This window comes from Delftia sp. JD2 (assembly GCF_001682645.1).
GTDB lineage: Bacteria > Pseudomonadota > Gammaproteobacteria > Burkholderiales > Burkholderiaceae_C > Comamonas > Comamonas acidovorans.
Genome location: NZ_LFJT01000013.1, coordinates 11,616 through 25,169, shown reverse-complemented (window position 1 = coordinate 25,169; position 13,554 = coordinate 11,616). Strand labels below are relative to the sequence as shown.

At 65.0% G+C, this 13,554-nt stretch carries 13 protein-coding genes; 9 read left to right on the top strand and 4 right to left on the bottom strand.

Annotation, left to right across the window (positions count from 1 at the left end; translation table 11 throughout):
- The first annotated feature begins 57 nt into the window (after positions 1-57).
- The 5 genes from glnA to ACM14_RS09400 all read left to right on the top strand — a co-directional run bounded on the left by glnA (position 58) and on the right by ACM14_RS09400 (position 5,837).
- Positions 58-1,473 (top strand): type I glutamate--ammonia ligase, encoded by a 1,416-nt coding sequence (glnA, locus tag ACM14_RS09420; RefSeq protein WP_012206801.1) that lies wholly within the window; start codon positions 58-60, stop codon positions 1,471-1,473.
- 180 nt (positions 1,474-1,653) lie between these two features.
- A complete protein-coding gene (locus ACM14_RS09415) occupies positions 1,654-2,157 on the top strand; it encodes a hypothetical protein (protein WP_013801180.1) in 504 nt (167 codons plus the stop codon).
- A 30-nt stretch (positions 2,158-2,187) separates the two neighbouring features.
- On the top strand, positions 2,188-3,264 hold the full coding sequence (gene glnL / locus ACM14_RS09410; protein WP_012206799.1) for a nitrogen regulation protein NR(II): 1,077 nt from the start codon (positions 2,188-2,190) through the stop codon (positions 3,262-3,264).
- A gap of 45 nt (positions 3,265-3,309) precedes the next feature.
- The gene (gene ntrC, locus ACM14_RS09405; RefSeq protein WP_065346010.1) at positions 3,310-4,881 is read left to right on the top strand and encodes a nitrogen regulation protein NR(I); all 1,572 of its coding nucleotides are present in this window, start codon (positions 3,310-3,312) and stop codon (positions 4,879-4,881) included.
- A 143-nt stretch (positions 4,882-5,024) separates the two neighbouring features.
- On the top strand, positions 5,025-5,837 hold the full coding sequence (locus ACM14_RS09400; protein ID WP_254662028.1) for a hypothetical protein: 813 nt from the start codon (positions 5,025-5,027) through the stop codon (positions 5,835-5,837).
- A 15-nt stretch (positions 5,838-5,852) separates the two neighbouring features.
- On the opposite strand, the gene xth is transcribed toward ACM14_RS09400, so the two are convergent.
- Entirely contained in the window at positions 5,853-6,629 is a 777-nt protein-coding gene (gene xth, locus ACM14_RS09395) for an exodeoxyribonuclease III (RefSeq protein ID WP_065346008.1), read from the bottom strand.
- Positions 6,630-6,641: 12 nt separating this feature from the next.
- The gene (locus ACM14_RS31500) at positions 6,642-6,827 is read right to left on the bottom strand and encodes a hypothetical protein (protein WP_139093407.1); all 186 of its coding nucleotides are present in this window, start codon (positions 6,825-6,827) and stop codon (positions 6,642-6,644) included.
- A 107-nt stretch (positions 6,828-6,934) separates the two neighbouring features.
- On the opposite strand from ACM14_RS31500, the gene ACM14_RS31495 reads away from it, so the two are divergent.
- Together ACM14_RS31495 and ACM14_RS09385 are read left to right on the top strand one after the other, a co-directional pair.
- Complete coding sequence (locus ACM14_RS31495; RefSeq protein ID WP_139093406.1) at positions 6,935-8,017, top strand: fimbrial protein; 1,083 nt, start codon at positions 6,935-6,937, stop codon at positions 8,015-8,017.
- A gap of 101 nt (positions 8,018-8,118) precedes the next feature.
- The gene (locus tag ACM14_RS09385) at positions 8,119-9,390 is read left to right on the top strand and encodes an amidohydrolase family protein (RefSeq protein ID WP_065346006.1); all 1,272 of its coding nucleotides are present in this window, start codon (positions 8,119-8,121) and stop codon (positions 9,388-9,390) included.
- Positions 9,391-9,414: 24 nt separating this feature from the next.
- Here the strand turns inward: ACM14_RS09385 and ACM14_RS09380 are convergent, their stop codons facing one another.
- A complete protein-coding gene (locus ACM14_RS09380) occupies positions 9,415-10,134 on the bottom strand; it encodes a Crp/Fnr family transcriptional regulator (protein WP_034396256.1) in 720 nt (239 codons plus the stop codon).
- A 51-nt stretch (positions 10,135-10,185) separates the two neighbouring features.
- The gene (locus ACM14_RS09375) at positions 10,186-11,097 is read right to left on the bottom strand and encodes a LysR family transcriptional regulator (protein WP_034396253.1); all 912 of its coding nucleotides are present in this window, start codon (positions 11,095-11,097) and stop codon (positions 10,186-10,188) included.
- Between the two features lie 151 nt (positions 11,098-11,248).
- On the opposite strand from ACM14_RS09375, the gene ACM14_RS09370 reads away from it, so the two are divergent.
- Both ACM14_RS09370 and ACM14_RS09365 read left to right on the top strand, forming a co-directional pair.
- A complete protein-coding gene (locus tag ACM14_RS09370; protein ID WP_013801401.1) occupies positions 11,249-12,250 on the top strand; it encodes a tripartite tricarboxylate transporter substrate binding protein in 1,002 nt (333 codons plus the stop codon).
- On the top strand, positions 12,247-13,539 hold the full coding sequence (locus tag ACM14_RS09365; protein ID WP_065346005.1) for a hypothetical protein: 1,293 nt from the start codon (positions 12,247-12,249) through the stop codon (positions 13,537-13,539). Before ACM14_RS09370 ends, ACM14_RS09365 begins: the two co-directional genes overlap by 4 nt.
- The last annotated feature ends 15 nt before the right edge of the window (positions 13,540-13,554 follow it).

Sequence of the window (13,554 nt, the reverse complement as noted above, 5' to 3'; positions counted from 1 at the left end):
CAAACTGCTTAAGAGTATTTATCTTTTTTGATCAGCCAGATTGGCAGGAGAGATCTGATGGCAAAGACCGTTGCAGACGTGTTGAACATGGTGAAGGAGAACGAGGTCAAATTCGTGGACCTTCGTTTTACGGACACCCGTGGCAAGGAGCAGCACGTCACGGTGCCGGTGTCGCACTTCGACGAAGACAAGTTCACCTCGGGCCACGCCTTCGACGGCTCGTCGGTGGCAGGCTGGAAGGGCATTGAAGCATCTGACATGCAGCTGATGCCCGATCCCGCGACCGCGAACATCGACCCCTTCTTTGAAGAGACCACGCTGTTCCTGCAGTGCGATGTGATCGAACCCGGTGATGGCAAGGCCTACGACCGCGATCCCCGCTCCGTGGCCAAGCGCGCCGAAGCCTATCTGAAGGCATCGGGCCTGGGCGACACCGCCTACTTCGGACCCGAACCCGAATTCTTCATCTTCGACGGCGTGCGCTGGAACACCGAACCCGGCAGCACCTTCTACGAAATCGAAGAGTACGAAGCACCCTGGAATTCGGGCGCCAAGTTCGAGTCCGGCAACCGTGGCCACCGTCCGCGCAACAAGGGCGGCTACTTCCCCGTGCCCCCCGTGGACAGCACCCAGGATCTGCGCGCCGAAATGGTGCTGCTGCTCGAACAGCTGGGCATTCCCGTCGAAGTGTTCCACCACGAAGTGGCAGGCGCCGGCCAGAACGAGATCGGCACCCGCTTCAGCACCCTGGTGGAGCGCGCCGACTGGACACAGGTCATGAAGTACGTGATCTGGAACGTGGCCAACACCTACGGCAAGACCGCCACCTTCATGCCCAAGCCCTATCCGGGCGACAACGGCTCGGGCATGCACGTGCACCAGTCCGTCTGGAAGGATGGCAAGAACCTGTTCGCAGGTGACGGCTACGCCGGCCTGTCCGACTTCGCGCTGTACTACATCGGCGGCATCATCAAGCACGCCCGTGCCCTGAACGCCATCACCAACCCCGGCACCAACAGCTATAAGCGCCTGGTGCCCGGCTTCGAGGCTCCGGTCAAGCTGGCCTACTCGGCCAAGAACCGCTCGGCATCGATCCGCATCCCCTACGTGGCCAACCCCAAGGGCCGCCGCGTCGAGGCACGCTTCCCCGATCCGCTGATGAACCCCTACCTGGGCTTCTCGGCCCTGCTGATGGCAGGTCTGGACGGCGTGGAAAACAAGATCCATCCCGGCGAAGCCGCGACCAAGGATCTGTACCACCTGCCCCCGGAAGAGGACAAGCTGGTGCCCACGGTCTGCCACAGCCTGGACCAGGCCCTGGAAGCCCTGGACGCGGACCGCTCGTTCCTGACCAAGGGCGGCGTGTTCTCGGACAGCATGCTCGATGCCTACATCGAGCTGAAGATGGGCGAAGTGACCCGTTACCGTCAGGCCGTGCATCCGGTCGAGTACGACATGTACTTCTCGCTGTAAGGCGAGTCGGCAAAAAGGCGGCGCAAGCCGCCTTTTTTGCTTTCGGCCAGGACCTGGGTATGCTGGGCGCGGAACCAAAAGGGGTTGGCCCGCTCAAGAAATGACGTCCAGCCCGGAAGATGGAGCGATACTTGCCCGGATAAGCTGGGCCCTTCCGATCTGGCTACCCGAGGGAATGGAATGAAGAAACTGTTTGTGTCACTGCTGCTGCCCCTGCTGTCGGTGGGAGCCTGGTCCCAGGACGTGATCTACCGCTGCGGCAACGAGTACACCAACAACGTCAGCCAGGCCAAGGCCAAGGACTGCAAGCCGGTGGACGGCGGGCATGTGACGGTGATCCATGGCGGCAGCAAGCCGGCGGCCTCGGGCGGCAGCCAGGCACCGCGCACCTCCGCCGCTCCGGCCGCAGGATCGCCCGCTCCGGCCAAGGTCAACAGCAGCGCCCAGAAGGCCCGCGACTCCGACGCGCGGACCATTCTGGAAAGCGAGCTTGCCCGCGCCCAGGAGAAGCTGACACAGCTGCGTCAGGAGTACAACGATGGCAATCCCCAGCGCACCGCATTGGAGTTGCGCAATCCCCAGGGCTATCTGGAACGTGTCGAGCAGCTCAAGAGCAGCATCTCGCGGCAGGAAGGCGATGTCGCCGGCATCCGCCGTGAGCTGGATCGACTTCCCAAGAACTGACGGGCCCGCGCGGCCCACCGGAGCCCGGCCATGATCCAGGACGACCGGCCGGCGCCCCCGGCCTCCTATCAGGCGCTTGACCTGCTGTGCACGCTGATGACCGTGCTCGACGAGCAGGGTGCCGTGCTTTTCGCCAACGCCGCCCTTGAAAACGCACTGGGCCTGTCGCGCCGCATGCTCGAAGGCAGCGAGCTGGCGGCCTGCTTCACCGAGCCTGCCTTGCTGGACAAGGCCTTGCGTGGCGCCCAGGACAACGACTTCGCGGCCCTGCGCTTCGAGGCCAGCCTGCACCGCGTGGGCGGCGATGCGCTGCCCGTGCACGTCACGGTCTCGCTGGCCGAGCGGCCCGGCCATGTGCTGGTCGAGTTCTGGCCGCTGGAGCAGCAGGCCCGCCAGGACCGCGAGGAGCGGCTGCGCGAGCAGGCCCAGGCGCACAAGGAGCTGATCCGCAACCTGGCCCACGAGATCAAGAACCCGCTGGGCGGCATCCGTGGCGCAGCCCAGCTGTTGCAGATGGATCTGGACGCCCCCGAGCTGCGCGAGTACACCGAAGTCATCATCCACGAGGCCGACCGGCTGCAGGCGCTGGTGGATCGGCTGCTGGCGCCGCACCGCCATCCGCATGAGGTGGGCGACGTCAACATCCACGAAGTCTGCGAGCGCGTGCGCTCGCTGGTGCTGGTCGAGCACCCTGCCGGGCTGACCATCACGCGCGACTACGACATCTCCATCCCGGAGTTCCGGGGCGACAGCGCCCAGCTGATCCAGGCCGTGCTCAACATCGTCCAGAACGCCGCGCAGGCGCTGCAGGAGCGCATTGCGGCTGGTGATGCCGAGATCATTTTGCGAACGCGCGTGGCCCGGCAAGTAACTTTTGGTCGCCAGCGCTATCGGTTGGCATTGGAATTGCATGTGATCGACAACGGGCCAGGCGTTCCCGATGCCATCAAGGAGCGGATCTTCTATCCGCTGGTATCGGGAAGGGATGGCGGTTCGGGACTGGGGCTGACGCTGGCGCAGACCTTCGTGCAGCGCCACCAGGGGCTGATCGAATGTGAGAGCCAGCCGGGCCGCACGGATTTCCGCATCCTCATTCCCCTGCCTTGAGGCCCACGGAAGTCAACACTGCAACAAGGGAAGGATGCACCACCAATGAAACCGATCTGGATCGTGGATGATGACCCTTCCATCCGCTTCGTGCTGGAAAAGGCACTGGGCCGGGAAGGCTGGGCAACGCGCAGCTTCATCCAGGCGCGCGATGTGCTCACGGCACTGTCCGATGTCGATGCCGGCGACCCGGCGCGCCAGCCGCCCCAGGTGCTGGTGAGCGATATCCGCATGCCCGGCGGCTCGGGGCTGGAGCTGCTCGAGCAGATCCGCGCCCAGCAGCCCGGCCTGCCCGTCATCATCATGACCGCGTACTCCGACCTGGACAGTGCCGTCTCGGCCTTCCAGCGCGGAGCCTTCGAATACCTGCCCAAACCCTTCGACCTGCCCAAGGCCGTGGAACTCATCCGGCGCGCCGTCGAGGAAAGCCTGCGCGAGGACGTAGCCGAGGCCCAGGCCCCGCTGCAGGCCGAGATGCTGGGCCAGGCGCCTGCCATGCAGGACGTGTTCCGCGCCATCGGCCGGCTCAGCCAGAGCCAGGTCACGGTGCTGATCACGGGCGAGTCGGGCTCGGGCAAGGAACTGGTGGCGCGCGCGCTGCACAAGCACTCGCCCGTGGCGGGCGGCCCCTTCGTGGCCATCAACACCGCCGCCATCCCCAAGGACCTGCTGGAGTCCGAACTGTTCGGCCACGAGCGCGGCGCCTTCACGGGCGCCCAGACGCAACGGCGCGGACGCTTCGAGCAGGCCGAGGGCGGCACGCTCTTTCTCGATGAAATCGGCGACATGCCCTTCGACCTGCAGACGCGCCTGCTGCGTGTGCTGTCGGACGGGCACTTCTACCGCGTGGGCGGCCACCAGGCCGTCAAGGCCCATGTGCGCGTCATCGCTGCCACCCACCAGGACCTGGAGCAGCGCGTGCGCAACGGCGGCTTCCGCGAGGATCTGTTCCACCGCCTCAACGTCATCCGCCTGCGCCTGCCCGCGCTGCGCGAGCGCAATGAAGACGTGCCCATGCTGGCTCGCCACTTCCTGCAGCAAAGCGCGCGGCAACTGGGCGTGGAGCCCAAGCGCATGGGGGTCGATGCCATGCAGCGGCTGCAGACCTTCGCCTTCCCCGGCAACGTGCGACAGCTGGAGAACATCTGCCACTGGCTGACCGTCATGGCCCCTGCCCAGGTCATCTCGGTCAAGGACCTGCCCCCCGAGGTGCTGGGCGAAGCCGCCCCGCCCGTGGGCGGTGGCAACGGCGGCGTGCCTGCACCGGCCACGCTGCCGCATGCGCCTGCACCGCTGGCGGAAGAGGGCCTTGGCCGACTGGCCGTGCCCGTGTCCGCGCTGGCCCCGCCGCATGACACCGCCCTGGCCGCTTCCGACCTGGACTGGGTCCATCTGCTGGGGCAACAGGCGCGCCAGCTGCTGGAGCACACCCACGCCCAGGGGCATGGTGAAGTCTGGGACCAGCTGTCCCGCCGCTTCGAGGCGCAGCTGATCCGCTCGGCCCTGGCCGTCACCCACGGCCGCCGGGTCGAGGCCGCCCAGCGCCTGGGCATTGGCCGCAACACCATCACCCGCAAGCTGCAGGAGCTGGGCATGGACGAGGACGCCTTCGAGTAAGGCAAGCCGGCGGGCGGCCGGGCCCTTGCCTTGGCAAGGGTCCGGCTCCTACAGGCTGGCGCCCGGGGTGCTGACGGGCCGGGCCGCCAGGGCTGGGGACAATGGAGTCCTCTTCGCTGGAACGGCCTACGTCCCGACCTATCGTGCCCACAGTCCTCTCCAACCTCTGGCAAAAAGCCAAGCCCGCTCGTCCGGGCCTGATGTACCCATCGACACCGCGCACGCTTGGCGAGCCGGTCGATGCGTACTGGCATGACCGCTACTTCCTGGAGCCTTACTTCGTTGCAGGGCGTGGTTACGACCAATACCGTCCCGCCTACGCACTGGGCTGGAAAGCGTCACTTGAACCCGAGCACGCGCAGCAGGATTTCGACGATGTCGAATTCGAGCTCGAAGAGCGCTGGGAGCAGGTTCGAGGCAGCAGCCTGCTGCGCTGGAGCCAAGTGCGCGAGGCCGTCGAGGCCTCATGGCTGCAGGCGCGCCAGCGCACGCCCACACAGCCAGTGGCCACCACGCTGGAATTGCAGAGCACGGCCCTGCTCAATGCCGTGCTGGCCCTGGGCCGCCAGGCCCATGCACGCCTGGGTGAATGCATGAATCCCATGCCCCAGGGGCTGATCGGACAGGTGCTGGCGCGGCACTTCAATGCCAGCCAGATCCTCGTCGAAGACCTGGAACGTGCCATCGGCTCCAGCGGCGGCGTGGTCCTGCCCGTGCGCGACAGCCGTGCCGCACTGCGTCGCAACGCCTTCTGGGACGGGCTGCTGGGCAGGGAAGAGGGCGCGGACTACGTGCTGGACCAGGCCGAGTCCTGCCAGCAGCAATGGCTGAGCGCCTATGAGGCTGCCGAGCAGGTACGTCTGCCCAGGGCGCTCAGCGAGATTCTTCACCGCCAGTCCCTGATGCTGCGCGGCCATGTCGAGGCCATCCACTGGCTGCGCCGCTACATGCTGTAGCCGGCTGGCTGGAATTCAGCCCAAGGTCACGACCACGGGCGCGTGATCGCTGGGCTGCGGGTTCTTGCGCGGCGCACGGTCCACGCTGCAGGCGGTGACGCTGGGGCGCAATGCCTCGCTGACCAGGATATGGTCGATGCGCAGGCCCCGGTTCTTCTGGAAACCCAGCATCCGGTAGTCCCACCACGAATAGCTTTTCTCCGGCTGGTCGAACATGCGGAAGGCATCGGTCAGGCCCAGCTGCAGCAGCGCCTGGAAATGCGTGCGCTCTTCCACCGTGTGGTGGATCGTGTCCTTCAGGCCGATGGGATCGTAGGAGTCGCGGTCCTCGGGCGCCACGTTGAAGTCACCCACCAGCACCAGGCGCGGGTGGGTCGCCATTTCGCTTTTCACCCAGTCCTGCAGCGCCTGCAGCCAGCGCATCTTGTAGGCGAACTTGTCGGTGCCCGGCGCCTGCCCATTCACGAAGTAGCCATTGATCAGGCGCACCGGCCCGCCTTCGGCATCGAGGGTGGCAGCAATGATGCGGGCCTGCTCGTCATCCAGGCCCGGGATATTGCGCACCACGTCGCGCACCGGCGTGCGCGTCAGCCAGGCCACGCCGTTGTAGGTCTTCTGCCCATGGCTGACTGCGTGGTAGCCGGCCTCCTGCAGCGCCTGCAGCGGAAACTTGTCGTCGGTGAGCTTGAGTTCCTGCAGCGCCAGCGCATCGACAGGGTTGGCCTGCAGCCAGGCCAGCACCTGCGGCAGGCGCACGGACAGGGAGTTGACGTTCCAGGTGGCGATTTGCATAAATAAATCCAATTAAATCAAATGGTTGCGTGATTTTTCGATGGTTGCTCTTGTGGTGGTTGCCAGCCTGTTCACCCGAAAAATCATGCCCTTGCCGCAGCAGTCAGCCCCTATTTTGATGCGCGATTGCGCTTGGGTGTTTTTCAGGCGATTCGGCAGCGCGGCTGTCAGCCCTGGCTTCGGCCAGCGTATCGGCATGCGGGGCTGTTGACGTGATGGGGCCTGCCTCGCCACGACCTTCATGGCACCGGGCAGACCTTGAATCAGATTGATCTGATTTCATCTCGGATGAAAGATGTCTACGATTGAAAATTTTCCAAGGAAATGCGGCCTTGGAATTTTTTCATTATCCGGAGGTATTAAAAATGCATATATTCATAGGCGTTTTTTGCAGAATAAACAAGGCTGTCATGATATTTATTTTGGCAATGATGGCCACCTCCGCATGGTCCGCATGCGCAATTGAAAATACAACTGATGGGTCAGGCTATTACAAGTATGTGTTCAGTAATTTCAATCCTCCAGAATTCAATTCCAATGTGGCCAAGAATACGGTGATTTACTCAAAAACCGCTGTAGCGGTAATAAGTAATGGGCTTGGCGCTAGATTGATGAATTGTGTTCCATCGGTCACGGGCTATATTTTAGGTAAATCTACACCAGTCAATAATATATATCCGACGACAGTCGAGGGTATTGGCATGAGGGTTTCGACTAGATATGGTGCTGCGCCTGTAAGTGGTTTGGGGTATTCCAATCACAACGGATCTTTTGCATATCCACTTATCGATGTCACAGTTGAGTTGATCAAGACCGCAGATGGCGATATCACTGCAGGTGGCGTGCTGGACAGCGATTTCCTGTACGAACGCGCGAATGATGCATTTGGCCAGCTTCTCGCTCAATACAACTTTTCCTCGCCCGTCGTCCTCCGGCCCAAGGTGCCCACCTGTACCCCACAGGCGCCGGAGCCCGTGCGCATGGCCCAGACTGTCACTCAAAAACTCACCTCAATCGGCTCAACCGGTGCTCCCCGCTCCTTCCTCATCTCGTTGTTGTGCAAGGGCGGCATCCCAGGTTCGTTGACCAACGCCTATGTCACGCTGACGGATGTGGCAAATCCTGGAAATATCGGGAATGTTTTGACCCTGTCCAAAACCTCGGTGGCAAAAGGTGTGGGAGTCCAGATTCGCAAGGGTGAGCAGATCCTGGGATTTGGCCCGGACTCCAATGCCGCCGGCAACAGGAATCAATGGTTTGCAGGGGCTGTTGCCTACGGGCAGGCGCGGTTGGATATCCCGCTGACGGCGCGCTATGTCAAGACCGAAGAGAACGTGACCATAGGCAGTGCCAATGCGGCGGCGACCTTCACCATCAGCTACCAGTAGTTCCCCCCTGATCCCTTGCGCTTTCGGTCTGACCGCTGGCAGGCCATTCAGCGTGGTCAGGCAAGTCTGCGGGTGTGCGGCCATGCCCGCAGAATACGCAGATGCTTGATCTACTCGTCATTCACGCCACGCTGCCCGACGGCCGCCAGGACATGTCCATCGCCGTGCAGGGCGGGCGCATCGTCGAGGTCGCAGCGGGCCTTTCAGCGCCTGCCCACCAGGTGGTCGATGCACAGCACCAGCTGGTGTCGCCGCCCTTCGTCGATCCGCATTTCCACATGGATGCCACGCTGAGCCACGGCCTGCCGCGCGTCAACCGCAGCGGCACGCTGCTGGAGGGCATAGCGCTGTGGGGCGAGCTCAAGCCGCTGCTCACGGCCGAGGCGCTGATCTCGCGCGCGCTGGAGTATTGCGACTGGGCGGCGGCCAAGGGGCTGCAGGCCATCCGCAGCCATGTGGATACCAGCGATGCCCGCCTGCTGGCCGTCGATGCGTTGCTGGAGGTCAAGCGCCAGGTGGCTCCCTATATCGACCTGCAGCTGGTGGCGTTTCCGCAGGACGGCGTGCTGCGCTCGCCCGGCGGCGTCGCCAACCTGCGGCGGGCGCTGGACAAGGGCGTGGACGTGGTGGGCGGCATTCCCCACTTCGAGCGCACCATGGCCGAGGGTGCCGACAGCATCAGGCTGCTGTGCGAGCTGGCGGCCGAGCGCGGCCTGCTGGTGGACATGCACTGCGACGAGTCCGACGACCCGCTGTCGCGCCACATCGAAACCCTGGCCTTCGAGGCGCAGCGCCTGGGCCTGCAGGGCCGCGTGACGGGCTCGCACTGCACCTCCATGCACAGCATGGACAACTACTACGTGAGCAAGCTGCTGCCGCTGATCGCCGAAAGCGGCGTGGCCGTGATTGCCAATCCGCTGATCAACATCACGCTGCAGGGCCGCCAGGACAGCTATCCCAAGCGCCGCGGCATGACGCGCGTGCCCGAGTTGCTGGCCGCAGGCGTCAACGTGGCCTTCGGCCATGACTGCGTGATGGACCCGTGGTACGGCATGGGCTCGGGCGACATGCTGGAGGTCGCCCACATGGGCTTGCATGTGGCGCAGATGACCAGCCAGGACGGCATGCGCGACTGCTTCGACGCCGTGACCACGCGCGCGGCGCGTGTGATGCACCTGGACGGCTATGGCATCGAGGCCGGCTGCGATGCCAGCTTCGTGCTGCTGCAGGCGCGCGATGCGGCCGAGGCGATACGGCTGCGCGCCACGCGCCTGAAGGTGTTCCGCAAGGGCCGGTTGCTGGCCGAGGCGCCTGCTGCAACGGCTGCGCTGCATCTGCCGGGCCGCCCGGCAAGAATCGACTGGCGTCGCTGAACCGCCGGTGCGCTGGCGCCGGCCTCAGGCGCCGGCCAGGCTGGCCTCGCGCACGATGGTCTGCAGGGCCACCAGGTCCCTGACCACCAGGCCCTGGGCTTCCACGCGAATGCAGTTGTCGCGCTCCATGCGCTTGAGTTCCTGGTTCACGCGCTGGCGCGAGGCGCCCAGCAACTGGGCCAGCTCCTCCTGCACCAGTTGCAGGCCTATGCGCAGCTCGCGCGGGTCGTCCAGCACCTGTGTGCCGTAGCTGCGCGACAGGTGCAGCAACTGCTTGGCCAGGCGTGCGCGCAGGGGCAGGGTGTTGAGGTCTTCCACCAGCCCGTAGGTCTGGCGTATGCGGTGGGCCTGCAGGCGCAGCAGGGCGTCGTAGAACTCCACATGCGTGGCCAGGATGGCGTGGAAGCTGTCCTTGTCCACGCACAGCAGCGTGGTGTCGCCGTGGGCATAGGCATCGCGCGTGCGGGGCTCGTCAAGAAAGGTGGACATGGCACCGAACCAGGCACCCGGCTCCACATAGGCCAGCGTGGTCTGCCGACCCGACAGGCTGGTCGAACTCATGCGCACGGCGCCCTGCGCACAGGCATACCACCTGTGCGGCACATCGCCGCGTGCATAGATCAGTGCCCCGTCCTTGAGCCGCCGGACCGTGGTCTGACGCAGGATGTCATGGCGCAGCGAGGGCGAAAGGCTGCAGAACCACTGGCCGGAATTGATGGCCTCGCGCTCGGCGGGGGTGAGCATGGGCTCGTGGGTACTCGTTTGCAAACCGCTTGTCTCCAATCGGCCGCAATTTTAGGGCGTGCGGGCCTGCGGATAGGCGTGCAATTGCTCGCGCAGCAACTGCACGAAGCAGTCAGCCCTTTCGGTGGGCGCGTATTGGGGCGGCAGGGCCAGCACCACCTCCACCGCGCAGGCTGGAAGCAGTGGCAGCACACGCAGGTCGCGCGCGAACACCGAGGCCACGTAGGGGTTGACCACGCCCAGCCCCAGCCCCTGTGCGGCCAGGCTGCAGATGGTGGAGGAGTAGGTGGTCTCCATGGTGGAGCCGGCTTCTATGCCCTGCTCCTGCATGGTGCTGCGCAGTTGCAGGTAGATGTCGTCATCGGCGTTGAGGGTCAGCAGCAGCTGGCCCTGCAGATCGCGCACATGCAGCCGCGTGCGCGTGGCCAGCGCATGGTCCGGGTGCATGACGCAGACGGCGCGGCTGCGGTGCAGCACGGTGGCATCCAGCTCGGGCGTGCTCAGCGCCATGGTGCTGACCACCAGGTCGAAGTGGCCATGCAGCAGGCCCTCGCGCAAGGGCGTGGAGCCCAGGGTCTGCAGGCTGATGTGGGTGCCCGGGTAGCGCTGCGCGAAGCTGCGCACCACGGCCGGGATCACGCTCAGGCCCAGGGCCGGCGTGCAGCCTATGCGCAGCGTGCCGGCGCCGGACTGGCGCAGTGCGGCCAGGTCGCGCTCTATGCGCTCGCGCCCCAGGAAATGCTGCTGCACGGTGGCGAACAGTTCCACGGCCTCGGCCGTGGGGCGCAGGCGGCCCTTGTGCATGTCGAACAGCTTGAGCCCTGCGGCCGCCTGCATCTGGGCCAGCAGCCGGCTGACCGAAGGCTGCGTGGTGTGCAGCAGCCGCGCCGCGGCCGTGGTGGTGCCGGTCTGCATGACGGCACGGAAGGCTTCGATCTCTCGGGCGCTCAGGGGTCTGGACATGGCGATTCGGTCCTGCTCGGGGTGGCTGGCAATGTATATCTTTTTTGTATAGAGGCCACGGAAAAATGCATTTTTCCAAAGATGCCCGGATTTCTACACTGGCCCCATTGCATCGTTTGCCCAGGCGCAGCAGCGCCATCGAAAGGATTCCATGATCAAGACAAGCGCAGGCCGCAAAGCCGCCATGCTCGCTGCGGCCATCTCCGCCTCGGTGGCAGGCGCGGCGCCAGTCACCGCCATCGCGCAGGATGGCTTTCCCCAGCCAGGGCGCCAGCTGCGCATCATCGTGCCGTTCACTGCAGGCGGCAGCTCCGACGTGCAGGCACGCATGCTGGCCGACCGCCTGAGCCGGCTCTGGGGCCAGCCGGTGGTGGTGGAAAACAAGCCCGGCGCGGGCGGTCATCTGGGAGGCCGATATGTGGCAGATCAGCCGGCCGACGGCTACACGCTGATGGTGGGCTCCATCGGCCTGCATGCCGCCTATGGCGTGTACGGCAAGCTGGCCTATGACCCGGCAAAGGATCTGCGCGTGGTGACCGTGCTGGCCGAGATGCCGCATGTGGTGGTGGCCACGCCCAGCCTTCCCGCCAGCAACCTGGCCGAGCTGACAGCGCTGGCCAAAAAGGCGCCTGGCACGGTCAACTTCGGCTCGGCCGGCGTGGGCTCGTCCGTGCACATGATGGGCGAGCTGTACAAGCTGCAGGCAGGCGCGCCCATCGTGCACGTGCCTTATCGCGGCAGCTCGGCCGCGCTCAACGACCTGCTGGGCGGCCAGATCCAGCTCATGTTCGAGAACCCGCCCACGGTGCTGTCGCACATACGCGGCGGCAAGCTCAAGGCGTTGGCCGTCACGGGCAGCCAGCGACTGCCGGCCCTGCCGGACGTGCCCACGGCGGCCGAGTCCGGGCTCAAGGACTATGTGGCCACCTCCTGGACCACGGTGGCCGTCTCCTCCAAGGTGCCCGAGGCCATCGTCAAAAAGCTCAATGACGACATCCGAAAGGTCGTGGCCACGCCCGAGTTCCGCAAGGGCCTGCAAGAGCAGGGCATGAGCGCCGTCGCCAACAGCCTGCCTGAGGCGCAATCCTTCGTTGCCCGCGAAAAGCAGCGTTGGGACCGCGTGATCGCCGAAGGCCACATCTCCGCCCAATGAAACGCTCCATGACTTCGAACACCCCCGCATCCTTCGTCCCCTGCCGCCGCCTGGGCGATGGCCGCCAGCACCACTTCTTCGGCTACTACAACAAGTCCAGCTGGGACCGCAGCAACCGCCTGGTGCTGGCGCAGCAAACGCCGTGGATGGACCAGTACCTCACGCCCCAGGCGCGGGCTTCCATCGGCTACTTCGATACCGAAAACGGCGACCGCTTCCACGCCGTGGGCGAGACAGGCGCCTGGAACTGGCAGATGGGCAGCCAGCTGCAGTGGCTGGACGGGCTGGCGGGCCGCCAACTGATCCACAACGACAGGACGGCAGATTCCGGGGGACGCTATCCGGGGTTCGGCTCCGTGGTCATCGATGTGGACAGCGGCGAGCGGCGCACCCTGCCCATGCCTGTGTATGTGGTGGCGCCCAGCAGTGCCTGGGCGCTGTGCGTGGACTACCGTCGTCTGTACGTCACGCACGAAACCATTGGCTACAGCGAAGAGGGTGGTCCCTTCGCGTTGCCCTTGGCGCCCGAGGACGACGGCATCTGGCGCATGGAGGTCGCGACGGGCGAGGCAAGGCTGCTGGCCAGCTATGCGCGGCTCAAGGCCTTTCATCACCGCACATCGATGGACAAGGCCATCCACTGGGTCAGCCATATCGAGGTCAACCCGTCGTCATCGCGCATCCTGTTCCTGCACCGCTGGACCGAACGCGTCAAGGACGAAACCTGCTTTCTGCACCGCCTGATCACCATGGCGCCCGACGGCTCCGACATGCGCCTGCTCGAATGCTCGGACCATCCGCTGCCCCAGCTGGCCGACGACTTCGACCCGATGGCCGTGGGTACTTTCGACTACGAAAAGTCCGAATACCAGATCTCGCATCCGCTATGGCAGGACGACAACCACATCATTGTGTGGGGCCCGCATGCCGGGGAGATCCACTATCACCTCTATGACGATGTGGAGGGCGGTGACGTGCAGGTGGTGGGTGCAGGCGTGCTGGTGGAGAACGGCCACATGAGCTTCTCGCCCGTGGACACGCGCTGGCTGCTCAGCGATACCTACCCCGACGACCGAACGCACGAGCGCTTCCTGTTCCTGTACGACATGCACACGGGCGAGCGCCACGACCTGGGCAGCTTCTACGCCTCGCCCGATCTCAGCAAGGAAAACCGCTGCGACCTGCACCCGCGCTGGAGCCGTGACGGGCGCCAGGTCTGCATCGACTCCGTGCACGAGCACCAGCGGCAGATGTATGTGCTGGATGTGTCGGGGATCGTGGGGGCTTGACTCGGGTAGTCGGGG